This is a genomic window from Mesorhizobium sp. WSM4833, assembly GCF_055811095.1.
In genome coordinates this window covers 317,221-340,993 of record NZ_JBVVQG010000001.1, presented here as the reverse complement: position 1 = coordinate 340,993, position 23,773 = coordinate 317,221, and the positions used below count along the sequence as shown (strand labels likewise).

The 23,773-nt window shown below is 65.4% G+C and carries 22 protein-coding genes and 1 riboswitch; of the genes, 9 read left to right on the top strand and 13 right to left on the bottom strand.

The genetic code is table 11. The features are described 5' to 3' along the window. The 5 genes from AC0L2D_RS01715 to cbiE are packed head-to-tail and all read right to left on the bottom strand — an operon-like array spanning nucleotide 1 to nucleotide 4,487. Entirely contained in the window at nucleotides 1–1,314 is a 1,314-nt protein-coding gene (locus AC0L2D_RS01715) for a cobyrinate a,c-diamide synthase (RefSeq protein WP_024501376.1), read from the bottom strand. Next, on the bottom strand, nucleotides 1,311–2,117 hold the full coding sequence (gene cobA / locus AC0L2D_RS01710) for a uroporphyrinogen-III C-methyltransferase (protein ID WP_473540206.1): 807 nt from the start codon (nucleotides 2,115–2,117) through the stop codon (nucleotides 1,311–1,313). Before cobA ends, AC0L2D_RS01715 begins: the two co-directional genes overlap by 4 nt. Next, nucleotides 2,114–2,878, bottom strand: a complete 765-nt coding sequence (gene cobM / locus AC0L2D_RS01705) for a precorrin-4 C(11)-methyltransferase (protein WP_127366834.1) — start codon at nucleotides 2,876–2,878, stop codon at nucleotides 2,114–2,116. The genes cobA and cobM overlap by 4 nt, the downstream gene beginning before the upstream one ends. Continuing rightward, nucleotides 2,875–3,261, bottom strand: coding sequence for a cobalamin biosynthesis protein (locus AC0L2D_RS01700; protein ID WP_473540205.1), 387 nt, complete (start codon nucleotides 3,259–3,261; stop codon nucleotides 2,875–2,877). Before AC0L2D_RS01700 ends, cobM begins: the two co-directional genes overlap by 4 nt. Next, complete coding sequence (gene cbiE, locus AC0L2D_RS01695) at nucleotides 3,258–4,487, bottom strand: precorrin-6y C5,15-methyltransferase (decarboxylating) subunit CbiE (protein ID WP_473540204.1); 1,230 nt, start codon at nucleotides 4,485–4,487, stop codon at nucleotides 3,258–3,260. Before cbiE ends, AC0L2D_RS01700 begins: the two co-directional genes overlap by 4 nt. A gap of 1 nt (nucleotide 4,488) precedes the next feature. Between cbiE and AC0L2D_RS01690 the strand changes: the two genes are divergently transcribed. Then, a complete protein-coding gene (locus AC0L2D_RS01690) occupies nucleotides 4,489–5,265 on the top strand; it encodes a cobalt-precorrin-6A reductase (RefSeq protein WP_473540203.1) in 777 nt (258 codons plus the stop codon). On the opposite strand, the gene AC0L2D_RS01685 is transcribed toward AC0L2D_RS01690, so the two are convergent. The 8 genes from AC0L2D_RS01685 to AC0L2D_RS01650 form a co-directional block, all read right to left on the bottom strand. Beyond that, nucleotides 5,229–5,993 (bottom strand): precorrin-3B C(17)-methyltransferase, encoded by a 765-nt coding sequence (locus tag AC0L2D_RS01685; protein WP_024501370.1) that lies wholly within the window; start codon nucleotides 5,991–5,993, stop codon nucleotides 5,229–5,231. The genes AC0L2D_RS01690 and AC0L2D_RS01685 overlap by 37 nt on opposite strands. After that, nucleotides 5,990–6,748, bottom strand: coding sequence for a precorrin-2 C(20)-methyltransferase (locus AC0L2D_RS01680; protein ID WP_024501369.1), 759 nt, complete (start codon nucleotides 6,746–6,748; stop codon nucleotides 5,990–5,992). The genes AC0L2D_RS01685 and AC0L2D_RS01680 overlap by 4 nt, the downstream gene beginning before the upstream one ends. Then, the gene (locus tag AC0L2D_RS01675; protein WP_473540202.1) at nucleotides 6,745–7,377 is read right to left on the bottom strand and encodes a precorrin-8X methylmutase; all 633 of its coding nucleotides are present in this window, start codon (nucleotides 7,375–7,377) and stop codon (nucleotides 6,745–6,747) included. The genes AC0L2D_RS01680 and AC0L2D_RS01675 overlap by 4 nt, the downstream gene beginning before the upstream one ends. Before the next feature lie 2 nt (nucleotides 7,378–7,379). Further along, nucleotides 7,380–8,873, bottom strand: coding sequence for a precorrin-3B synthase (gene cobG, locus AC0L2D_RS01670; RefSeq protein ID WP_473540201.1), 1,494 nt, complete (start codon nucleotides 8,871–8,873; stop codon nucleotides 7,380–7,382). Beyond that, entirely contained in the window at nucleotides 8,870–12,232 is a 3,363-nt protein-coding gene (gene cobN, locus AC0L2D_RS01665) for a cobaltochelatase subunit CobN (RefSeq protein ID WP_473540200.1), read from the bottom strand. Before cobN ends, cobG begins: the two co-directional genes overlap by 4 nt. 18 nt (nucleotides 12,233–12,250) lie before the next feature. Then, complete coding sequence (gene cobW / locus AC0L2D_RS01660) at nucleotides 12,251–13,288, bottom strand: cobalamin biosynthesis protein CobW (RefSeq protein ID WP_473540199.1); 1,038 nt, start codon at nucleotides 13,286–13,288, stop codon at nucleotides 12,251–12,253. A 2-nt stretch (nucleotides 13,289–13,290) separates the two neighbouring features. Next, nucleotides 13,291–13,719 carry a DUF1636 family protein gene (locus AC0L2D_RS01655; RefSeq protein ID WP_013531088.1) on the bottom strand — a complete coding sequence of 143 codons (429 nt, stop codon included), beginning with the start codon at nucleotides 13,717–13,719 and terminating at the stop codon, nucleotides 13,291–13,293. 39 nt (nucleotides 13,720–13,758) lie between these two features. Next, nucleotides 13,759–13,962, bottom strand: a riboswitch (cobalamin riboswitch). Nucleotides 13,963–13,992: 30 nt separating this feature from the next. Next, nucleotides 13,993–15,192 (bottom strand): winged helix-turn-helix domain-containing protein, encoded by a 1,200-nt coding sequence (locus tag AC0L2D_RS01650; protein ID WP_473540197.1) that lies wholly within the window; start codon nucleotides 15,190–15,192, stop codon nucleotides 13,993–13,995. Nucleotides 15,193–15,523: 331 nt separating this feature from the next. Between AC0L2D_RS01650 and AC0L2D_RS01645 the strand changes: the two genes are divergently transcribed. The 8 genes from AC0L2D_RS01645 (at nucleotide 15,524) to nuoG (ending at nucleotide 23,771) form a co-directional block, all read left to right on the top strand. Continuing rightward, nucleotides 15,524–15,889 (top strand): NADH-quinone oxidoreductase subunit A, encoded by a 366-nt coding sequence (locus tag AC0L2D_RS01645; protein ID WP_010910112.1) that lies wholly within the window; start codon nucleotides 15,524–15,526, stop codon nucleotides 15,887–15,889. Beyond that, on the top strand, nucleotides 15,880–16,461 hold the full coding sequence (locus AC0L2D_RS01640) for a NuoB/complex I 20 kDa subunit family protein (protein ID WP_013531090.1): 582 nt from the start codon (nucleotides 15,880–15,882) through the stop codon (nucleotides 16,459–16,461). Before AC0L2D_RS01645 ends, AC0L2D_RS01640 begins: the two co-directional genes overlap by 10 nt. Nucleotides 16,462–16,465: 4 nt before the next feature. Next, a complete protein-coding gene (locus AC0L2D_RS01635; protein ID WP_024501362.1) occupies nucleotides 16,466–17,068 on the top strand; it encodes an NADH-quinone oxidoreductase subunit C in 603 nt (200 codons plus the stop codon). Then, entirely contained in the window at nucleotides 17,069–18,259 is a 1,191-nt protein-coding gene (locus AC0L2D_RS01630) for an NADH-quinone oxidoreductase subunit D (protein ID WP_024501361.1), read from the top strand. Next, on the top strand, nucleotides 18,260–19,540 hold the full coding sequence (locus AC0L2D_RS01625) for an NADH-quinone oxidoreductase subunit E (RefSeq protein WP_024501360.1): 1,281 nt from the start codon (nucleotides 18,260–18,262) through the stop codon (nucleotides 19,538–19,540). Nucleotides 19,541–19,550: 10 nt separating this feature from the next. Further along, nucleotides 19,551–20,855, top strand: coding sequence for an NADH-quinone oxidoreductase subunit NuoF (gene nuoF / locus AC0L2D_RS01620; RefSeq protein WP_013531094.1), 1,305 nt, complete (start codon nucleotides 19,551–19,553; stop codon nucleotides 20,853–20,855). 71 nt (nucleotides 20,856–20,926) lie between these two features. Further along, nucleotides 20,927–21,616, top strand: coding sequence for an NADH-ubiquinone dehydrogenase (locus tag AC0L2D_RS01615; protein ID WP_063172418.1), 690 nt, complete (start codon nucleotides 20,927–20,929; stop codon nucleotides 21,614–21,616). 73 nt (nucleotides 21,617–21,689) lie between these two features. Continuing rightward, on the top strand, nucleotides 21,690–23,771 hold the full coding sequence (nuoG, locus tag AC0L2D_RS01610) for an NADH-quinone oxidoreductase subunit NuoG (protein ID WP_473540196.1): 2,082 nt from the start codon (nucleotides 21,690–21,692) through the stop codon (nucleotides 23,769–23,771). The last annotated feature ends 2 nt before the right edge of the window (nucleotides 23,772–23,773 follow it).

The window sequence follows — 23,773 nt, the reverse complement described above, 5'->3', positions numbered from 1 at the left end:
CTAGCCCCTCGCAATCGCATGGAAGAAGGTGCCGCTGACATGGCCGCGCCGGTAGCCCGAGGCGCCGATCGGATTGCCCTGGCCGTCCGCAAGGTCGGCCAGCGGCTCGTCATTGCCTGTCGCCGTCATCTGCGCATAGTGGAATTCGTGGCCACGGATCAGCGCGCCCTGTGCACCCAGCGGACAATCGGCACGCAGCCGCGCCTCGCGGTAGCCGAGGTTCATCTTGCGCCTGGCGAAGCTGGTGGCGTGGCCGAGCAGGCCGAGCATCGCATGCGTTTCGCCCGACGCGTCCTCCAGGGCTTCGCCGAGCACCATGAAGCCACCGCACTCGCCATGGATGGGCTTCGTCGCGGCGAAACGCGCCATGCCGGCGCGGAAAGTCGCGGCGGCGGCGAGCTTGCCGGCGTGAAGCTCGGGATAGCCGCCCGGCAACCAGCAAACGTCGCAGGTCCCGTCGGGCGCTTCGTCGACGAGCGGCGAGAACGGGACGATTTCCGCACCCGCCTTGCGCCAGTAGGCGGCGACATGCGGATAGAGGAAGGTGAAGGCGGCATCCTCGGCCAGCGCGATGCGTTGGCCGGGCGGCGCCAGCGCGTCGTCGAAACCGCCGGGCGCGGGGGTGAGGGGGGTCGCCAGAGCCATGATCGCGTCGAGATCGAGCGACTTTTCCGCCATGTCGGCCAGCCGGTCGAGATGCGCCATCAGGTCGTCATATTCGCCAGCCTGGACAAGGCCGAGATGCCGTTCGGGCAGGTTCAGCGTGGGATCGCGCAGGATGGCGCCGACGACCGGCAGGCCGATCGCCTCGATGGCCTCGCTGCACAGCTTGCGGTGGCGCTCGCTGCCCAGCCGATTGAGCGCGACACCGGCCATGCGCACGTCAGGATCATAGGTGGCAAAACCCTTGGCGACAGCCGCCGCCGTGGTCGACTGGCCGGAGACGTCGAGCACCAGCAGCACCGGCAGGCCATAGAGCCGCGCCAGGTCGGCCGCCGAGCCGGTTCGGCCGGGAGCCGCGGGTATCCCGTCGAACAGGCCCATGGCGCTTTCCAGGATGACGAAATCGGTGTCATCGGCGGCTTGCGCGGCGAGCGCGTTGAGCAGCGATGGCGGCATCGCCCAGCTGTCCAGATTGACACCGGAGAGGCCCGTGGCGGCGGTGTGGAAGCCGGGGTCGATATAGTCGGGGCCGGATTTGGCGCCGCGCACTTTCAAGCCGCGCCGGGTCAGCGCGCGCAGGATGCCGATGGTGACGCTGGTCTTGCCGGAGCCGGAGCGCGGCGCGCCGATGATGATGGCGCGGGCCGTCATGCTTGCCCCGCCAGGGCCGCGCGCATGGCAACGATGCCGCCGACGACGATCAGCGCCGGCGAGGCGAGACCGGCGGCCGCAGCTTCCTCGGCAATGGTGGCGAGCGTGGCGACGACGGTCCGCTCCTGCGGCGTCGTCGCGGCGACGATCACAGCCGCCGGTGTCGACGGCGCCAGCCCGCCATCGAGAAGGGCGGCTGATATCAAGGGCAGATTGGCCATGCCCATATAGACGACGACAGGCTGGCCGGTGCGGGCGATCGCCGCCCAGTCGAGATCGTCATCGGTGCCGGCGGCGTGGCCGGTCGCCAGGATCACCGCCTTGTTGATGCCGCGCATGGTGGCGGGGATGCCGGTCGCGGCCAGCGCACTGAGGCCCGAGGTCAGGCCGGGCAGGACGCGGAACGGGATACTTTCCCGCGCCAGCGCCAGAGCTTCTTCGCCGCCACGGCCGAAAATATAGGGATCGCCGCCCTTCAGCCTGACGACGCGGCGGCCTTCGCGTGCGAGCCGGACCAGCAGGGCGGTGATGTCGTCCTGTTTCATCGACGGTTTGCCGCCGCGCTTGCCGGCAAAGAAAAGCTCGGCTTTTTCGGCAACTGCGACAATGTCAGGGGACACCAGTGCGTCGTAGACCAGCGCATCCGCCTCGGCCAAAGCCGCCAGCACTTCCAGGGTCAGGCAGCCGGGGTCGCCGGGGCCGGCGCCGGCAAGCCAGACATGGCCCGGCTCCAGTTGGCGCGGCTTGAAGTTCAGCCGGGACAAGGCTTTTTCGAGCGTGATATTTTTGGTGCTGCCGCTCACAATCCGTCCCGTCCGCGAAAACGCCGCTGATAATGGGCGTCGTATAATGAACTCTCGCCAAAACCTTGCGCCGCCAGCGAGCGGCCGACGAAGATGATCGCCGTGCGCTCCATCGGATCGGCGGCGAGCTGTGCCTCGATGGTCGCCAGCGTGCCGGTCAGCACGCGCTCGTCCGGCCAGGAAGCGCGGAAGACGACCGCCACCGGGCAATCGCCGCCATAGTGCGGCGTCAGTTCGGCGACGACGCGATCGATGGCGTGGATGGCAAGATGAATAGCGAGCGTGGCGCCGGTGCGGCCGAAGCCGGCCAGCGTTTCGCCGGGCGGCATTTTTGACGCGCGCCCGGAAATGCGGGTCAGCACCAGGCTTTGCGCCACTTCGGGAATGGTCAGCTCGCGGCGCAATGCTGCGGCGGCAGCGGCGAAGGAGGGGACGCCCGGCGTCAGCGTATAAGGGATGCCGTGCTTTTCCAGCCGGCGGATCTGCTCGGCGACCGCGCTCCATACCGACAGGTCACCGGAATGCAGCCGGGCGACATCCTGGCCTGATTTGTGCGCGTCGAGATAGGCGGCCTCGATCTCGTCGAGCGACATCGGCGCGGTGTCGACCAGCTTTGTCCCCGGCGCGCAGTGCTGCAGCAATTCGGGCGCGACGATCGAACCGGCATGCAGGCAAACCGGGCAGTTTGCCAAAAGCCTTGCGCCGCGCAGCGTGATGAGGTCGGCCGCACCTGGACCGGCGCCGATGAAATGAACGGTCATGGCGCATCTCCACTGATGGCGATGGCACAGGTGACCGGGCCGAGCACGGTGCGGGGGCCAAGCAGTCTTGCGCCTGTGCCGGCCACGGCGAGGGCGGACGCCTCGGAGACCGATGGTGTGCCGGCAACATCCTGCGAGAGATCGGAATGGCTGAGCGTATCCGACGAGGCAGCTTGAAGTGCTGAGTCGTCGACGATGATGACGGGAAGACTCAGCGTGCGGCCAGCGGCGGCGATCGCTTCTTCATCCTTCTTGAACGCGGCAGTCGCCAGTGCCGACAGCGCCGTTATCGCCAACCCATGCGCCTCCAGCGCCGTTTCGATCGCCGCAAGCACGTCTTCGACGCCCACGCCCTTTCGGCAGCCTATGCCTGCGACCATCATGACTTCACCCAGCTCCATTGCGTCACTGGCATGGCCGGCCGCCAGGCCTGCATCGAGCCGACCGGCGAGGCCCGGGAGATATTTATACGCGTGAGATCGCCGCCGAGCTTCGTATGTTGGGCAAGAAGCAGGGCTTCCATCTCCAGCGTCACCGCGTTTGCCACGAGACGGCCGCCAGTGTGCAGGGCCTTGATGGCAGCTTTCAAGACACCGGCATCGCTGCCACCACCGCCGATGAAGATCGCGTCTGGCGTGTCCAACCCGGCAAGCGCCTTGGGCGCGCTGCCTTCGACCACGACAAGGCCGGGAACGCCACAGGCAACGGCGTTGCGACCAATACGGGCAGCGCGCACCGGATCGGCCTCGATGGCAAAAGTGCGCATGGAAGGGTGGGCCAGCATCCATTCTATGCCGATGGAACCGGAGCCGGCGCCGATGTCCCACAGCAACTCGCCGCGCCGCGGCGCCAGCGCCGACAGGGTGATCGCGCGGATTTCGCGCTTGGTGATCTGGCCGTCATGGTCGAACAGGTGATCGGCAAGGCCTGATGTGAGCGGCAGCACGCGCGCGTCCGGACCGGATTCAACTTCGACCGCCAGCACGTTGAGCGGATTGAGGTTTTCGAGGTCGAAGGCATCGGCGCGGACCGAGCGCTGGGTCTCGCTTGGCCCACCCAACGCCTCCAGGATCGTCAGCCGCGATGCGCCGAAGTCGAGTTCCGCGAGCAGGCGGGCAATCGCCGCGGGGGCCTCTGCATCCGAGGTCAGCACCAGGATGCGCGCGCCTGGCTGCAGCAGCGGCCGGATCAGGTCGAGCGGCCGGCCGTGCAGCGAGACGGTTTCGATATCCTGCAGCGCCCAGCCGAGCCGGGCGGCCGCCAGTGAAACGGCTGAAGGCGCGGGGATAACGTGCATCTCTTGCGCCTTGACCTTGCGGGCGAGCGTGGCGCCGACGCCATGGAAGAACGGATCGCCGGACGCGAGCACACAGACGTTCCTGCCGGCGAGCGCCAGCACGTCAGCCATCTCGGCATCGAAGGGAACCGGCCATGGGCGCGGCTCGCCCTTGGCGAAGGAAGCGACAAGGGCGAGGTGCCGCTTGCCGCCGAAGATGATCTCAGCCTGGGCAATCCGCTGCTTGGCCTCGTCGCCGAGACCCGCTAAACCGTCCTCGCCGATGCCGACGACTGTCAGCCAGGCGGCTCGCGATTGACGCTCAGCAGGCATGATGACCCACCGTATCCTGATCCTCGGCGGCACCACCGAAGCGCGGCAACTGGCCGGAAAACTGGCGGCGCGTGCCTCGGTCACGCTGTCGCTGGCCGGCCGCACCGAAAGCCCGGTCGCGCAAGGCGTGCCGGTGCGAAGCGGAGGCTTTGGCGGCGCCGACGGGCTGGCCGCTTACCTCACGGAAACGGCCACCGATCTGCTGATCGACGCCACGCATCCCTATGCGGCGCAAATCTCCGCCAATGCCGCACAAGCCGCGCGCATGGCCGGCGTGCCGATCCTTGCCCTGCGGCGTCCCGGCTGGGAGCCTGTCGAAGGCGACCGCTGGACGTTGGTCGGTACGATCGGCGATGCCGCGCAAGCGCTTGGACCGGCGCCGCGCCGCGTTTTTCTGGCACTGGGCCGGCAAGAGGTTGCGGCTTTCGAAGCAGCGCCCCAGCACCACTATCTCATTCGCAGTGTCGATCCGGTCGAGCCGAAGCTGGCCGTGCCCGACGCCGAATATCTGTTGGCCCGTGGCCCGTTTCGCGACGCGGAGGAACGCGCGCTGCTCGAAAGGCACCGCATCGATGTCGTGGTGTCCAAGAACAGCGGCGGCGAGGCGACCTTTGGCAAGATCGCCTCGGCTCGGGCGCTTGGCATCGAGGTGGTCATGATCCGCAGGCCTGATCTGCCGGACGTGCCCTCGGCTGAAACCGTCGAAGCGCTGGCCGCCATTGTCGATCGATTTGGGGTCGATCATTTTGTCCGTCCCGTGGACGAGCGCGGCGTGTAGACCAGCGCCGGCTTCTCCGTGCGCTTGATAATCCTGGTTTCCGGCGAGCCGATGATGATGCAGGTCGCCATGTCCGCCTTTTCAGCCTCGACATCGGCCAGCAGGTAGACCTCGATACGCTCGTCCGGGCGACCGGCGGCGCGGCCGAAGATTACCGGCGTGGTGCCCGGCAGGATGGCGGTCAGGCACTCGAAGGCGCGGCCGAGTTGCCAAGGGCGGGCCTTGCTGATCGGGTTATAAAGCGCGATGACGAAGCCGGCACCGGCCGCCGCCAGCAGGCGCAGTTCGATCAATTCCCATGGCTTTAGATTGTCGGAGAGCGAGATGGCGCAGAAATCATGGCCGAGCGGCGCCCCGATGCGGGCGGCAACCGCCAGCATGGCGGTGATGCCGGGCACCACGGCGACATCGACCGCGCGCCATTCGACCGGACCGGCCTCGATCGCCTCGCAGACGGCCGCCGCCATGGCGAACACGCCGGGATCGCCGCCGGAGACCACGGCGACGTCATGGCCCTCTGCGGCCTTGCTCAATGCGTCCTTGGAGCGGGCGAGTTCCTCGCGGTTGTCGGAAGCGACGCGGGTCTGGTCCGGGCGCAGGTCCAGCCGGTCGAGATAGGGTTTGTAGCCGTAAAAGAATTTCGCCTCGGCGACAGCGCGGCTGGCTTCCGGGGTGACCTGATCGGCATTGCCGGGGCCAAGGCCGATGACGGTGAGACGGCCACTCATGCCTGTGCTCCCACGGCGCCGGGGCGACCGGACCAGCCGGCGACCAGCACGATGGCGAAGTAGGGTGCCTTGTCGTCCTTTTTGTCGGCAAGCTTCATCGAGACGCTGCCGGCCATGGTGCCGCGCTCGACATAGACGGCGCGCGACAGCTTGGCCGTAGCCTCCAGCGCCCGCCTGATCTTGGGCAGGTTGCGGCCGACCTTCATGATCACGGCGGCATCGGTGTCGGCGAGCCGGCGGCTCAGCTCGAATTCGCTCATCGTGCCCGGCAGCACGGTGAGCACGTCGTCGCCCTGGACGATCGGAATACCGGTCTGCGACCAGCAGCCGGACATGGCGGTGACGCCGGGGATGACTTCGGTCGGAAAACGATGGGCGAGGCGCACATGCAGATGCATGTAAGAGCCGTAGAACAGCGGGTCGCCCTCTGACAGCACCGCAACCATTCTGCCGGCTTCGAGGTGCTCGGCGACCTTCTCGGCCGACTCCTCGTAGAAAGCCGTGATCTGCGAGCGGTAGTCGTCGTGATCCCTGGCGATTTCGGTTGTGACGGGATAGAGCAGCGGCAATTCCGTCATTTCGGGCCGGAACTGCGCTTCGACGATGGCGCGGGCGTTGCTGTTGTTGCCGCGCTTGGCGAAATAGGCCACGACATCGGCCTCGGCCAGGATGCGGGCGGCTTTTAGGGTCAGCAGTTCGGGGTCGCCAGGACCGGTGCCGACGCCAACGAGGCGGCCTTTGAGAAAGGCGTTCACAGGCCAGGCCTCGCCAATGAATTGAGCGCGGCGGCGGTCATGGCACTGCCGCCAAGCCGGCCACGCACGATGGCGTAGGGAACGCCATAGGAGTTCTCGGCCAGCGCATCCTTGGATTCGGCCGCACCGACGAAACCGACCGGCATGCCGATGATGGCCGCCGGCTTCGGTGCGCCATCGCGCAGTTTTTCCAGGATATAGAATAGCGCGGTCGGCGCATTGCCGATGGCAACCACAGAGCCGGCCATGCGCTCGCCCCAGAGGTCGATGGCGGCCGCCGAACGGGTGTTGCCGATTTGCCTGGCAATTTCGTGCGTACGCGGGTCGCGCAAGGTGCAGATCACCTCGTTGCCCGCCGGCAGCCTGGCGCGGGTGACGCCATGCGAGACCATTTCCGCGTCGCAGAAGATCGGCGCGCCGGCCGCCAAAGCGGTGCGGGCGGCGGCAACGAAATCGGTGGAGAACACAAAATGACTTGAAGCTTCGACCTGGCCGCAGGCATGGATCATGCGAATGGCGACATCGGCCTCGGCTTCGGAGAAGCGCGACAGATCGGCCTCGGCGCGGATGATGGCGAAGGAGCGCTCGTAGATCGCCGTGCCGTCATGGATGTAGTCGTAGGCGGCCATGCTCATTTCCGTTTTTCAGTTTGGGCCTGTCGGTAGGCCTCGGCGATACCGGCCGGCCCGAGCCTTGTCAGGCAAGCGGCGGCGGTTTCACCTTGATATCGTGTGCTGCGGATCATCGCCGCGACGCGGCCGATGCCGCGCGCGGCGTCATAGCCCGGCCTGTAGCCGGCAGGAAGGGCCTTTGCCGTCGCGTTCACGACAAGTCCGGCTCCATTTTCGCCGCCGACGATCGTCAGCGCTGCCGGACCGGGGTGGGCGCAGCCTTTGGCACAGCCGGAAATGTGAAGGGTGAAGTCGAGGATGTCGGCTGTTTCAGCGGCTATCGTCTCGGCGATGTCGCGTGTGGCGATGCGGCCGGAGGCGCAGGCCGGCATGCCCGGGCAAGCGGCAATGCGCGTGCGCGGGTCGGCGGGGGCGATGACGAAGCCGAGGGTGGCGGCTGTGTGCTGGAGGGGGCGGTTGGCGGCGGTTGGCTGACCGAGGAAGAGCAGGGCGCGACCGGGGGCGAGGCGGATTTCGGTTGTACCGAGGGTGAGGGCGTGTTGGGCGAGGGCGATGATGTTGTCCGCCGGCATGCTGCCGTAGGGCAGGGCGATGCCGAGGGCGGTGGCGTGGCCGGCTAAGGGGAAAAGGCCGATAGGTTTGCGCGAGGCGCCCCCCTTTGCCCTGCCGGACATCTCCCCCTCTAGGGGGGAGATTACGCCGTCACCGATGGTTTCGCCAATCTCCGGTGCTGTTAAGGAAAAGCCGGCGTCGAAGCTGCCAATCTCCCCGCCTGAGGGGGAGATGTCCGGCAGGACAGAGGGGGGCGCCTCGCGCAAACTCGTGCAGCACAGCCAACCCGCCAAAGACACTAATTGCCTCTCCGATAAATCCCTTGCGTGGGCCTCGCGGCCTTTCTCTGCAACCATCCTTAGAGCTGCAACGGCAATATCGCGCGCCGCACCTTGATCGGCAAACGCCAGCGGCCTCGCATTCCTCCCGTCACCCGCGACAGACACCCGCCACCGAACTCCCGCATCGGTGCGCGTTGCAGCAAGCCGCACGTCGGCCGTGACCGCATCCATGGTGAGTTGCCCGCAGCCGTCCACAACGACCGACACCTTCGGCCCTAGGCGCTGTACGAGCCCAGCTTCTTCGATCGCAGCCCTGGTACGTTCAGCCAGCGGCCGGGGATCGGCAATCTCTTGCGGATCAATGCCGGCCAGCGGCCCGGTCTCGACCGGCACGCCGGTGCGCACCGCGATATCAAGCGCATCGACCTCCGCCGCCAGCAGCGCAGCACTTTGCGCCGTCAGCCCGCGTATCTGCAGGCTGCCGCGCGCGGTGACTTCCATGATGCCGTTGCCGTGCCGCAAAGCGGATTCGGCTAGTCCGATCAACGACTCTGGCGACATCCCCCCAGCAACCGGGTTGAGCCGCACCAGCAGGCCGTCGCCGGTTTGCATCGGCGCCGACAAAGCCGGACAGGCGCCGCGGCGCGAGAAGGCGTTCATGCCGCCACCCCAAGCGCTTCTGCCTCGGCAATCAGGGCTGTCAAATCGCCGTCGATGGAATTGCGCAGGGGATGCCACAGGCCGCGCCGGCGCGCCGACAGGAAGCGCTCGGCGATGATTTTTGCGGCGGCTGGGTTTTCGCGCAGGATGAAGGCGCGGACCATGGGATCGCCTAGATAGGCATCATGAACCGCCTCGATCAGCGTTCCCGAAATGGCGTGCGTGGTTTCGGCGAACCCAATCAGCCGGTCGACGGTTTCGGCGAATTCGGAGGCACCGCGCGGGCCGTGCCGCATCTGGCCTGATATGAAGCGTGGATTGACGGCGCGGGCACGCACGACGCGCGCTACGGCCTCACTGATCGAGCGTGGCTTCGGCTTTTGCGGGTCCGTGGTGTCGAGCACGATGACGTCGGCATTCCTGCCGAGCGCCGCAAGTGCTGCGGAAAAGCCGCCGATGAAGGCCACATCGGCGGAGCCCTCGAGGATGTCGCGGCCGGGGTCGTCGCCGGTGTGGACGAGAAGATCGGCTTCGGCGATGCGGCCCTCGAAGGCGCCGGGCGCCGAGATGCCTTCGCCCCCGGCGCCGCCATAGGCGTGCGATGTAGCGTCGAGATAGGCGCGGCCGATTTCGTCGCGTGCCGCCCAGTCGCCGGAGGACATGAGATCCTCGACGCCGGTGCCATAGGTGCCCGGCGAGGTGCCGAAGATGCGCGGGCTGATCTTGCCGTCGGCGCGGGTTTTGGCCGCGAGCGGGTTTTCCGAATCCTCCTCGTCGCGCGCGGCAACCGCGTTGGCTGCGGCATCGATCAGCGCGATCTGGGTCGGGAACATGTCGCGGAACAGGCCCGATATGCGCCATGTGACATCGACGCGTGGCCTTCCGAGCGTGGCCGGCGGCAGCACTTCGATGCCGGTGATGCGGCCGGTGGCCAAATCCCATTGCGGCCGGCAGCCCATCAGCGCCAGGCCTTGAGCGATCTCCTCGCCGCCGGTGCGCAGCGATGCCGAGCCCCAGAGATCGATGACCAGCGAGCGTGGCCAGTCGCCATGCGACTGCATGTAGCCGCGCACGACTTCCTCCGCCGCGGCCTTGCCCAGATCATAGGCGGTCGGCGTCGGCATGGTGCGCGGGTCCGAGGTGAACAGATTGCGGCCGGTGGGCAAGACGTCCGAGCGGCCGCGCGCAGGCGCGCCCGCCGGACCGGCCTTGACGTGGCCGCCATTGAGCGCGGCAAGCAGCGCCGTCTTCTCGGCTTCAGCGCTTTGTCGCCGCATGGCGTCGGGCTCATCCTCCGGAGCGCGGCCATAGATATGCAGCCCGTCCTTGATGGCAAAATCCTTGAGATCGCAAAGCCAGGCGTCGATGCGGCGCAGCGCCTCGTCCGGCGCGTCGGTCGTGGCGACGCCGGCTTCGGTGGCCAGACCGGTTTTTTGCGCGGTGTCGACGATCAGTTTCGCCAGTCGGTCACGGCGGCGACGGTCGAGCCCGTCGGCCTGGGCATATTCATCGACCAGCCGCTCGAGCTTGTGCTGGTTTTCGTCCAGCCCGGCGCCGGTCAGCGGTGGCGGCAAATGGCCAAGGGTGACGGCGGCAATGCGCCGCTTGGCCTGCGCCGCTTCGCCCGGGTTGGAGACGATGAAGGGATAGATGACGGGCAGGGGACCGGTGACGATCTCCGGAAAGCAGTTTTCCGACAGAGCAACGGTTTTGCCCGGCAGCCATTCAAGCGTGCCATGGGCGCCGACATGGACCAGCGCGTGGACGCCGAGCGACTTGCGCAGCCAGAGGCCGAAGGCGATCAGCGCATGGCGCGGGGGCAGCGTCGGGTCGTGGTAGTCGGCGCGGCGGTCGACGGAGCGGCCGCGGTCGGGGGCGAGGGCGATGGTGACGTTGCCGAAGGTGGCGGCGCGGAAGGGGAAGCTTCCGCGCAAACCTGTTTCGTCTTCCGCTTTGCCCCAAGCGGCTTCGACCGCAGTAATTGCCGCAGTCGGCAACTCCGTCGAGAAGGCAATGTAGTTATCTAAGGCCAATCCAGTATCGCTGGCTTCCAGCAAATCCAGCAACCCACGCGGCGTCTGCGGAATCCCCTCAACCACATAGCCCTGCTCCTTCAGGTCATGCAGCATGGCGAGCACGCTGGACGGCACGTCGAGGCCGACGGCATAGCCGGTTCGACCAGGAGCGCTAGGGTAATCCGGGATCAGGATGGCCAGCTTGCGCCCGGCGCGGGGTGTCTCCTGCAACTTGATGAAGGCCGCGACGCGGTCAGCGACCTGCGCCACGCGATCCGGTTCCGGCCGGTTGGCGAAGGCGCGGTGGCCGAGTGCGGGATCGGTCTCGGTCTCGCCCTTGAAGGAAATGGCGCCGGCGAGGACGCGGCCGTCGAGTTCGGGCAGCACGACATGCATGGCGAGGTCGGCGGGTGCCAGGCCACGCTGGTTGTTTTGCCAGATGTCGCGGCGGGTGGTGGCGACGATGACCTGGAAGACAGGCACGCCGGCGCGGTCGAACAGCGTTTCGATGCCGGGTTCGGCGCCTGAGGCGAAAGCGGTCGCGGTGATGATGGCGGCGGGCTTCAGCGCCGTCAGTGCTGTTTCCACGAAGGCGAGGGAGGTTGGGTCCTTGAGGCTGGAGACGAAGATCGGGACTGGGTCGATGCCGCGCTGCCGCAGCGCTTCAACAAGCGCATCGATGGGCGCGACATCGGCGGCCAGCAGCATCGAGCGATAGAACAGGATGGGGATGATAGGAGCGTTGACGTTGTAAGCGCCAGCATTCGATAAGTCCCGCTTCTCCACAACTCCACTTCCAGGCACGTAAAAACCAGCTTTCGGCACCACCACCGGGCCGATAACTTCCGCATCCGACCCCGCCAGCCGCGCCAATTTCCGCACCAGTGCGCTCATATTCGCCGGGCCGCCCTCGCGGAAATAGTCGAGCAGGCCGTCCAACTCCTCGCGCGGCAGCGTCGAGGCTTCGATCAGGCGCAGATCCTCGTCGCGGCATTCACCGGGCAGCAGCGCCAGTTTTATGCCGCGTTCGCGGGCGGTCGAGGCAAGCTGGTCGCAGCCGTAGCGCCACCAGTCATAGCCGCCGAGGATGCGCACGAGGATGATCTTGGCATGGCGGGCGACGCTGTCGACCCAGAGGTCGACGGACATGGGATGGCGCAGGTCGCGCAGTGCGGCCAGCCGCATCGAGGGCAGGCGGTCGGCGTCGGCCTTCCACGCTGCCGCCAGTCCGGCGAGGTCGCTGTCGGTGAAGGACAGCGCCACGATATCCGCCGGCGTCTGCCGCAGATCGACCGGCTCGGCGAGGTCGTCGAGCGAGGCGGATGTCGTGGTGAGGATGTGCATCGCGACCCGTGTCCGAAATCAGCCGGCGAGTATACGCTCGATCGCCGGACGGTTCAGCCGCTTCAGGCCGATGACGACGAGGCGCGAACGGCGGTCATCCTCAGCGGTCCAGGCACGGTCATAGTAATGATTGACGCGCGGCCCGACGGCCTGCAGCAACAGCCGCATCGGCTTGCCGCCGACCTCGACGAAGCCTTTTACACGCAGCACGTTCTCTTCTTCTGCGACCGTGGCGACGCGTTTTGCCAGTTCATCGGGATTGGCGACCGAGGCTATGTCGACAATGAAGGTGTCGAAGTCGTCATGCTCGTGGTCGAAGGCGCCGTCATGATGGGATTTGCGGTTCTCGATGTCGTCCTCGACGGCGAGACCGAGCCCGAGCAGCACGGAGGGATCGACCTTGCCATGCGAGGTCGGCACGATCTTCACTGCGCGGGCGGAGTGTTCGCCAATGATGGCATTGGCGCGGGCGGTGCCGGCGGCGTCCATCAGGTCGCTCTTCGACAGGATGATCAGGTCGGCGCAGGCGATCTGGTCCTCGAACAGTTCTTCCACCGGATCGTCGTGGTCGAGCGTCTCGTCCCCGGCGCGCTGCGCCTGGAGGGCCTCCATGTCGTTGGCGACGCGGCCTTCGGCCAATGCCGGCCCGTCGACCACGGCGATGACGCCATCGACGGTCACCCGGCTTTTCACGCTCGGCCACTGAAAGGCCTGGACCAGCGGCTTGGGCAGTGCCAGGCCCGAGGTTTCGATCAGGATATGGTCGACCTTCGGCGTCAGCGACAGGATTTGGTCGAGCGCCGGGACGAAATCATCGGCGACAGTGCAGCAGATACAGCCATTGGCCAGTTCGACGATGTTTTCCTCCGGACAGGTATCGATGCCGCAACCTTGGAGAATCTCGCCGTCGATGCCGATGTCGCCGAATTCGTTGACGATGATGGCAATGCGCTTGCCGCCGGCGTTTTCCAGGAGATGGCGGACCAGCGTCGTCTTGCCGGCGCCGAGGAAGCCAGTGACGACGGTGCAGGGAACGCGGGATACGGAAGTGGTCATGGTCAATCCTTCAGCATGTCGATGGGTGGAATGCGGGCCACGAGGCCGCGCTTGAGGCTATCGGGGCGGCCACGCCACGGGATCAGGCCATCTTTCGAGGTGGCGAAGAGCTTTGCGCCTGTCACGAGGTCGGCGCCGCTGGTCGCGGTCAGGTCGCCGAAGACATAGCTCCAGCAGCCGTCGCGCAGGATCGCGGCGCTGAGGCGCCGCTTGCAATTGCCAAGGCATTCGACGCTGCGGATGCGGATATCGTCGCCAGCGGCGGCGCGGCGCGTGTCGTCCGTCAGCAACTCGCCGGCGCGGGGATGAGCGTCGGAGCCGGTCTCATTGCGGCAGGAGCCGCAGACGATGATGGTGACGCCGGCCAAGGCATCATCATGGCCGGACGAAATATCCGCTGTGCCAGCCGAAAAACTGCTGTCGTGGTCCAAAGATCGGGCTCCTTGCCCGGAAACCCGCCGGGCGATCGGATTCTACAGTCGCAGACGGCAGGTCTCCTGGCTCGCGAGTCATCGCCTTGGGTAGCCGCCTTCCCGGGAATTCCCAGTGGTTTTCGGCCTTGGCTCTTCGCTTACAGTTGCGGGGACAGCCGCGGATTTGGGATTTTGCCCCGCACCGCATTCCCTCTTAGCCCTTGCCGTTGCGGGCAAGGGACCATCTGGAACCGGATTTAGGCTTTTGCGGGCGGCGGTGTCAACGCGAGCTTACGACACGGCTATGTCGGCCAGCGCCGGCCCCAAATCCCCGGCAGGCGTCACTTCGATGCGTTCGAGCCCGAGCCAACCTTGCATCAGCTTCAATTCCTCGAACAGCTCCGCAGCGGTTTCAGGCGGCGCACCGGGCTCCGCATAGGCTGCATGGACGCGCAGTATGCTGGCCGGGCGATCGGCCTTGAGGTCGACGCGTGCCACGATCCTGTCGCCGAGCAGGAACGGCAGGACATAATAGCCATACTGCCGCTTGTCGGCAGGTGTGTAGATCTCGATGCGGTAGTGGAAATCGAACAGCCGCTCGGTGCGCGAGCGCTCGAAGACGACCGGATCGAAGGGTGCCAGCAAGGCGCGGGCCTCGACTTTGCGCGGCAGACGGGCGTCCCGGTGAAGATAGGCCGGCTTGTCCCAGCCTTCGACACGCACCGGCAGCAACTCGCCCGTTTCAACCAGTTCCTCCAACCGGCCTTTCATATCGGCCGGCGACAGGCGGAAATAATCGCGCAAATCGCCTGAAGTCGCCACGCCGTGGGCGCGGGCGGAAATGCGCAGCAATTCGCGGTGCGCGTCCTCAGGCGTCGGCACCGGCAGATCGAGGATCGCCTGCGGCAGCACGCGCTCGGGCAGGTCATAGAAGCGCTCGAAACCGCGGCGGTGCGCCGTGGTGATGCGGCCGGCCCAGAACAGCCATTCGAAGGCGTGTTTGGCATGGCTCCAGCCCCACCAGCCGCCCGAACCTTTCTGGCCCTCCAGCGCGGAAGCGGCGATCGGGCCGCGTTCGGCGACCTCGCGGTAGATCTCTTCGATGTAGGCGGCGTGCTCGCGGCCCCATTTGGCGAGACCCAGATACATTTCCTCGCCCCGCTCGGCGCGCTGCATGCGCCAGCGCATCAGCGGGTATGTCTCGACCGGCAGGAAGGAGGCCTCGTGCGCCCAATATTCGAAAACCATGCGCTTGCGCGTCACGGCCGCGTTGTCGAGCAGAGCGAGCGGGTAGGGGCCAAGGCGCGAATAAAGCGGCATATAATGAGCGCGCACCACCGCGCTGACGGAATCGATCTGCAATAGGCCGGTGCGGGAGAGCGTGCGGGCAAAATGCCGGCGGTCGGGCGTGCCGGTCGGGCGAGGATCGAGGAACCCCTGGGCGGCAAGGGCGATGCGCCGGGCCATCGGGAGCGAGATCTTTTCCTTCATGCAGGTATCACTTTGACGTGTTTTGACCGAGGGTCGAATGGCTGATTCCAACCCATGCTAGCAGGGTTTTGGCGGCATCCATGTCAGGAGAGAAAAGTGGAGTAAAAAGCGAAGGAAATCAAACAGGAGCGGATCGGACCAGTTTGCCGCGATATGCCGTCCAGGTCGATGTTTTGAACAAGGTTTGACTTGCTTCGCTGGAAGTGCTGCGCTAACCCTCGCCGCGTTGCAGCATAGGCCCTTAAAACGGTTCAGCGGTTAAACTGTCACGCTTCCGCATTAGGGTCCGGTGCTGTAATCAACGTGGATTGGCGCCAACGGAAAGCCGAGCATGAACGCACTCTTGAGCTCATACCTGCCCATCGTCCTGTTCATAGGCGTGGCGCTGGTTGTCGGCCTGGCGCTGCTGGCCGCGCCCTTCCTGGTGGCCTACCGCAATCCCGATCCCGAAAAGCTTTCCGCCTACGAGTGCGGTTTCAACTCGTTCGACGACGCCCGCATGAAGTTCGACATCCGTTTCTACCTGGTGTCGATCCTGTTCATCATCTTCGACCTGGAAGTAGCCTTCCTGTTTCCGTGGGCGGTGTCGTTTTCGAAGATCGGAATGCTCGGTTTCTGGTCGATGATGGTTTTTTTGGCGGTGCTGACCATCGGCTTTGCCTATGAATGGAAAAAAGGAGCGCTGGAATGGGATTGAACGACAGTTCAGGCACCCTCGTCGCGCCGAAGCCCAAGGGCATCATCGATCCCAACACCGGCAGGCCGGTGGGGGAGGACGATCCCTTCTTCCTCGAGATCAACAATGAGTTGGCCGACAAGGGCTTTCTGGTCACTTCGACCGAGGCGCTCATCACCTGGGCGCGCAGCGGGTCGCTGATGTTCATGACGTTCGGCCTCGCCTGCTGCGCGGTCGAGATGATCCACACCTCGATGCCGCGCTATGATTCGGAGCGGTTCGGTGTCGCGCCACGCGCGTCTCCGCGCCAGTCCGACATCATGATCGTCGCCGGCACGCTGACCAACAAGATGGCGCCGGCGCTGCGCAAGGTCTACGACCAGATGCCGGAGCCGCGCTACGTCATCTCGATGGGCTCCTGCGCCAATGGCGGCGGCTATTACCACTATTCCTATTCGGTGGTGCGCGGCTGCGACCGCATCGTGCCGGTCGACATCTATGTGCCCGGCTGCCCGCCGAGCGCCGAAGCGCTGCTCTACGGCATTCTTCTCCTGCAGAAGAAGATCCGCCGCACCGGCACGATCGAACGGTAAATCCATGACCGCATCCCTGAGCGAACTGTCGAACTATCTCGGCGAGAAGCTGATCGGCCGCGTGAACGAGGCTGATATCGCCTATGGCGAACTCACCATCCATGTCGAGCCGCGCGATCTGGTCGAGGTGATGACCTTCCTGCGCGACGACGCGCGCTGCCAGTTCATCTCGATCATCGATGTCTGCGGCGCCGACTATCCGTCGCGGGCCAAGCGTTTCGACGTCGTCTATCACCTGTTGTCGCCGAAGCAGAATGTGCGCGTCCGCGTCAAGGTGCAGGCCGACGAGGAAACCATGGTGCCGTCGATCACCGGCGTCTATCCCGGCGCCGACTGGTTCGAACGCGAGACGTACGATCTCTACGGCGTTTTGTTCTCAGGCCATCCCGACCTGCGCCGCCTGCTGACCGACTATGGCTTCGAAGGCCATCCCTTGCGCAAGGATTTCCCGCTGACCGGCTTCGTCGAGGTGCGCTACGACGACGAGGCCAAGCGCGTTATCTATGAGCCGGTCGAGCTCAAGCAGGAATTCCGCAATTTCGATTTTCTGTCCCCGTGGGAAGGTACGGATTACGTGCTGCCGGGTGACGAGAAGGCAAAGCAGTAAATGGCTGAAACCTCCGTCCGCAACTTCAACATCAATTTCGGCCCGCAACACCCCGCGGCGCACGGCGTTTTGCGCCTTGTGCTGGAGCTGGACGGCGAAGTCGTCGATCGCGTCGATCCGCATATCGGACTGCTGCATCGCGGTACCGAAAAGCTGATCGAAGCCAAAACCTATCTGCAGGCGGTGCCCTATCTCGACCGGCTCGACTATTGCGCGCCGATGAACCAGGAACATGCCTTTGCGCTGGCCGCCGAGCGTCTGCTCGGCATCGAGGTGCCGAAGCGTGGCCAGGTGATCCGCGTTCTCTACAGCGAGATCGGTCGCATCATGTCGCACATCCTCAATGTGACGACGCAGGCGATGGACGTCGGTGCGCTGACGCCGCCGCTGTGGGGCTTCGTCGAACGCGAAAAGCTGATGGTGTTCTATGAGCGCGCCTCCGGTTCGCGCATGCATGCCGCTTATTTTCGGCCCGGCGGCGTCCATCAGGACCTGCCGCGTCAACTGGTCGAGGACATCGGCAAGTGGATCGACCCGTTCCTGAAGTCGATCGACGACCTCGACCGGCTGCTGACCGGCAACCGCATCTTCAAGCAGCGCAATGTCGATATCGGCATCGTCTCGCTGGCGGATGCCTGGGCCTGGGGTTTTTCGGGCGTGATGGTGCGTGGCTCGGGTGCAGCCTGGGATCTGCGCAAGTCGCAACCCTATGAATGCTATTCGGAGATGGATTTCGACATTCCGATCGGCAAGAACGGCGACTGCTTCGACCGCTACCTCGTGCGCATGGAAGAAATGCGCCAGTCGGCGAAGATCATGCGCCAGTGCGTCGACCTTTTGCTCGGCAAGGAGAGCACCGGCCCGGTGTCGAACCTCGATGGCAAGGTGGTGCCGCCCAAGCGCCAGGCGATGAAGCGCTCGATGGAAGCGCTGATCCATCACTTCAAGCTCTACACCGAGGGTTATCGCGTGCCGGCCGGCGAGGTTTACGCCGCTGTCGAGGCGCCGAAGGGCGAATTCGGCGTCTATCTGGTTTCCGACGGCTCCAACAAGCCCTACCGCTGCAAGCTGCGCGCGCCGGGTTTCGCGCATCTGCAGGCGATGGATTTCCTCTGCCGCGGCCACATGCTGGCCGACGTCACCGCCGTTCTCGGCTCCCTCGACATCGTGTTTGGTGAGGTCGATCGCTAAATGTCAGTCCGCCGTCTCGCAGAAGCCAGCGTCCAGCCAGCATCCTTCGCCTTCAACCGGGCGAATGCCGCGGCTGCGAAGCAATGGATCAAGAAGTACCCGAAGGGCCGTGAACAGTCGGCCATCATCCCGCTTCTGATGATAGCACAGGAGCAGGAAGGCTGGGTGACGAAGGCGGCGATCGAGACGATCTCCGACATGCTCGGCATGCCGCGCATCCGCGGGCTGGAAGTCGCGACCTTCTACACGCAGTACCAGTTGAATCCGGTCGGCACGCGTGCGCACATCCAGGTCTGCGGCACCACGCCCTGCATGCTGCGCGGTTCGGAAGCGCTGATGGATGTCTGCCGCTCCAAAATCCATCACGACCAGTTCCACACCAACGACAAGGGAACCTTGTCCTGGGAAGAGGTGGAATGCCTCGGTGCCTGCGTCAACGCGCCGATGGTGATGATCTTCAAGGACACGTTCGAGGATCTGACGCCGGAACGCCTGGCTGAAATCATCGATCTCTATGACGCCGGCAAGGGTGCTGCGGTGGAACCGGGGCCGCAGAACGGCCGCACCGGCTCGGAGCCGGCCTCCGGCCTCACCACGCTGAAGAGCGAAAAGGCGATCCTCAAGTCGACCCGCGACAGGGAAGCCAGGGAGGCGGCCAAGGCCGCCAGGGCGGCACCCGACGCGATCGTCGCAGCGCCGGTGCCGGCGCCGGCCGCGGCCCCTGTCGCACCGTCCAACACCAGCAAGCCGAAGACCGACGCCCCTGAAACCAGCCCGGCGTTGAAGACGCCTTCAAAAACCAAGGTCGCGCCGGCGGTTGAAAAGGCGGCGAGTGTTGCCGCTCCACTGCATTCGGCCGCCAATGCCAACAAGGCAGACTCCAAAGTCGAGCAGGTTTCCAAGCAGCGCAGTGGCCCCATCACCAAGGCCGAGCCGGCCTCCGCCTTCAAGGCGCCAGAGGTCAAGGTACCGGCCGCCAAGCCGGCCAAACCGTCGCTCGGGGACAAGAACCGCCCGGCCGGCATCGACAGGCCGGCACAGGTCGATGACCTCAAACTGATCTCCGGCGTCGGCCCCAAGATCGAGGGCATCCTGCATACGCTGGGCATCTTTACCTTCGCGCAGGTCGCGTCGTGGAAGAAGGCCGAACGCGAGTGGGTGGATGGCTATCTCTCTTTCCAGGGCCGCATCGATCGCGACGACTGGGTCAAGCAGGCCAAGGCGCTCGCCAAGGGTGGCGTCGCCGAATACATCCGCGTCTTCGGCAAGAAGCCGGTCTGAGGGACGAAAAATGCTCGGGGATAAAGACCGCATCTTCACCAATATCTACGGCCTGTTCGACAAGTCCTTGGCCGGCGCGATGGCGCGCGGCGCCTGGGATAACACGCCCGGCATCGTCGCCAAGGGCCGCGAGTGGATCGTCAACGAGATGAAGGCGTCGGGCCTGCGTGGCCGTGGCGGCGCCGGCTTCCCGACGGGCCTCAAATGGTCGTTCATGCCCAAGCAGAGCGATGGCCGGCCGAGCTACCTGGTCATCAATGCCGACGAATCCGAGCCCGGCACCTGCAAGGACCGCGACATCCTGCGCAACGACCCGCACACGCTGGTCGAGGGCGCGCTGCTTGCCGGTTTCGCCATGGGTGCGGTTGCCGCCTACATCTATGTGCGCGGCGAGTTCATCCGCGAGCGCGAGGCGCTGCAGCGCGCGATCGAGGAGGCCTATGAGGCCAAGCTGATCGGCAAGAACAACACGTCCGGCTACGATTTCGACATCTACATGCACCACGGCGCCGGCGCCTATATCTGTGGCGAGGAGACAGCGCTCCTCGAAAGCCTCGAAGGCAAGAAGGGCCAGCCGCGGCTGAAGCCGCCATTCCCGGCCAATGTCGGCCTCTATGGCTGTCCGACCACGGTCAACAATGTCGAATCGATCGCGGTTGCGCCGACCATCCTGCGCCGCGGCGCGGCCTGGTTCTCGTCCTTCGGCCGGCCCAACAATGTCGGCACCAAGCTGTTTTGCATCTCCGGCCACGTCAACAATCCGTGCACGGTCGAAGAGGCGATGTCGATCCCGTTCCGCGAACTGATCGAGACGCATTGCGGCGGCATTCGCGGCGGCTGGGACAATCTTTTGGCGGTCATACCGGGCGGCGCTTCGGTGCCGCTGGTGCCGGCCGAGCAGATCATCGACGCGCCGATGGATTTCGACGCGCTGCGCGATCTCAAATCCGGCCTCGGAACCGCGGCTGTCATCGTCATGGACAAGTCGACCGATGTCGTGAAGGCGATCGCGCGGCTTTCCTACTTCTACAAGCACGAGAGCTGCGGCCAGTGCACGCCATGCCGCGAAGGCACCGGCTGGATGTGGCGGGTGATGGAACGGCTGGTGCGCGGCGAGGCGCAGAAGCGCGAGATCGATATGCTGCTCGACGTCACCAAGCAGATCGAAGGCCATACGATCTGCGCGCTGGGCGACGCGGCGGCATGGCCGATCCAGGGCCTGATGCGGCATTTCCGCGGCGAAGTGGAGCGGCGCATCGACGAGTTTTCGCGCAATGCGCACCGGGCCGAGCCTGTGATGGTGGCGGCGGAATAGAAGAACGTTTTACGCGGACGAAAGTCCGCAGCGAAGGGCGGGGCGAACGACGAAACGACCAGGAGAACTCTATGGCGCCGTATTCGAACCCGCTGATGCCCAATTTGGACCAGATCGAGCAGATGAACCAGGACTTGACCAGGATGATGCCGAAGGAGATGGCCAGTGCCGTCAACCTTTTCGTGCATCCTGTGGCGGGTGCGGCGGCGATGTCGGCGCTTGGCCTCGGGCTTGCCAATCATGCTTTCGGCGTCTGGCTGGGCGCGTTTTCAGGTGCGGCAGAAGCCTCGCAACGGCTGCTGCAGCCGATCGTCGATGATTTCGAGGCGCGCGTCGCGCAGTTCGATGAACCGAGTCCTTCCTCCACCAAGGCGCGGGCGACGGCGAAAACCATGATCGCCGAGGCGCAGTCCTTCGCCAGGGAGGTCACCGATATTGCCGCCAAGGAAGCCGCAACTGCCGTGCCGGCCGCAAACGCCGCTCCAGCAACAAGCGGCGTCGGCGATGCGCTGTTGCCCGAGGATTTCAGGCAGCCCAAGGCCGTGGAGAAGCCGGCGAAACCGGCGGATCTCAAGGCGATATCGGGCATCGGGCCCAAGCTGGAAAAGGTTCTCAACGGCCTCGGCATCTGGACATATGCCCAGATCGCGGCATGGACGCCGCAAGAGGTTGCCTGGGTCGAGGACTATCTGTCGCTCGGCGGCCGCATCGGCCGCGACGATTGGACAGCTCAAGCGGCGGCGCTCGCCGTCAAGAAGTGAATGAAGTGCCCGACGTGGTCTCGACCGCGTCCGGAAAAAGAGATTGCGGGAACTCCGCAGGGGTTTGAGGCGAATGGCAAAGCTCAAGGTCGACGGGAAAGAGATCACTGTACCCGACCACTACACGCTGCTGCAGGCGGCGGAAGACGCTGGCGCGGAAGTGCCGCGCTTCTGCTTCCATGAGCGGCTGTCGATCGCCGGCAATTGCCGCATGTGCCTGATCGAGGTGAAGGGCGGGCCGCCCAAGCCGCAGGCCTCCTGCGCCATGAACGTGCGCGACCTGCGTCCCGGCCCGAATGGCGAGGCGCCGGAAATCTTCACCAACACGCCGATGGTCAAGAAGGCCAGGGAAGGCGTGATGGAGTTCCTGCTGATCAACCATCCGCTGGATTGCCCGATCTGCGACCAGGGCGGCGAATGCGACCTGCAGGACCAGGCGATGGCTTTCGGCGTCGATTCCTCGCGCTATCACGAGAACAAGCGCGCGGTCGAAGACAAATACATCGGACCGCTGGTGAAGACGGTGATGAACCGCTGCATTCACTGCACGCGCTGCGTCCGCTTCACCACCGAAGTCGCCGGCATTTCCGAACTGGGCCTGATCGGCCGTGGCGAGGATGCCGAGATCACCACCTATCTCGAACAGGCGATGACCTCGGAGCTGCAGGGCAATGTCATCGACCTTTGCCCGGTCGGCGCGCTGACCTCGAAGCCATTCGCCTTCCAGGCGCGGCCGTGGGAGCTGACCAAGACCGAATCCATCGACGTGATGGATGCCGTCGGCTCGGCGATCCGCGTCGATAGCCGGGGCCGCGAAGTGATGCGCATCCTGCCGCGCGTCAACGAGGCGGTGAACGAGGAGTGGATCTCCGACAAGACCCGCTTCATCTGGGACGGCCTGCGCACGCAGCGTCTCGACCGCCCCTATGTGCGCAAGGACGGCAGGCTGGTTGCCGCCAGCTGGGCCGAGGCCTTCGCCGCGATCAAGGATGCGGTGTCGAAGACGGCGCCCGAAAAGATCGGCGCTATCGCGGGCGATCTCGCCGCCGTCGAGGAAACCTATGCGCTCAAGCTGCTGATGGCTTCGCTCGGCTCGAAGAATACCGATTGCCGCCAGGATGGCGCCGCACTCGATCCGGCGCTGGGCCGTGCGAGCTATATCTTCAACCCGACCATCGAAGGCATCGAGCAGGCCGATGCGGTGCTGATCATCGGCGCCAACCCACGTTATGAAGCCTCGGTGCTCAATGCTCGCATCCGCAAGCGCTGGCGGATCGGCAATCTGCCGGTCGGCGTCATCGGCGATGTCGGCGATACCCGCTACGATTACGAACAGCTGGGCGCCGGGCCGGATTCGCTTGGGGATTTGGCCAACGGCAATGGCAAGTTCTTCCAGACGCTGAAGAAGGCGACACACCCGCTGATCATCGTCGGACAGGGCGCGCTGGCGCGTGCCGATGGCGCGGCCGTGCTCGGCCAGGCGGCCAAGCTCGCGGCCGCCGTCAACGCTGCCCGCGCCGACTGGAACGGCTTTGCCGTGCTGCACAATGCGGCCGGGCGCGTCGGCGGTCTCGATCTCGGCTTCGTGCCGGGCGAGGGCGGCAGAAACGTTGCCGGCATGCTGGGCGAAATGGAGCTCTTGTTCCTGCTCGGCGCCGACGAGATCGACATGGCCAAGACCGGCGGCGCCTTCGTCGTCTATATCGGCACGCATGGCGACCAGGGCGCGCACCGCGCCAATGTCATCCTGCCGGCGGCCGCCTACACGGAAAAGTCGGCCACCTATGTCAACACCGAAGGGCGTGTGCAGCAGACCAACCGCGCCGGCTTCGCGCCGGGCGAAGCGCGCGAGGACTGGGCGATCCTGCGGGCACTGTCGGATGTGCTGGGCAAGAAACTGCCGTTCGATTCGCTGCCGCAGCTGCGCGCCAAGCTTTATGGCGAATACCCGCATCTGGCCCGTATCGACCAGGTCGCGGCCGGCAATGCCGAGGATATCGCCGAGGTGGCGAAGCTCGGCGGACGGCTGAACAAGGGCACCTTCACCTCGCCGGTGAAGGATTTCTACCTGACCAACCCGATCGCGCGGGCATCGGCCGTGATGGCGGAATGCTCGGCACTGGCCAAGAGCGGCTTCAAGCAGGCGGCGGAATAAGC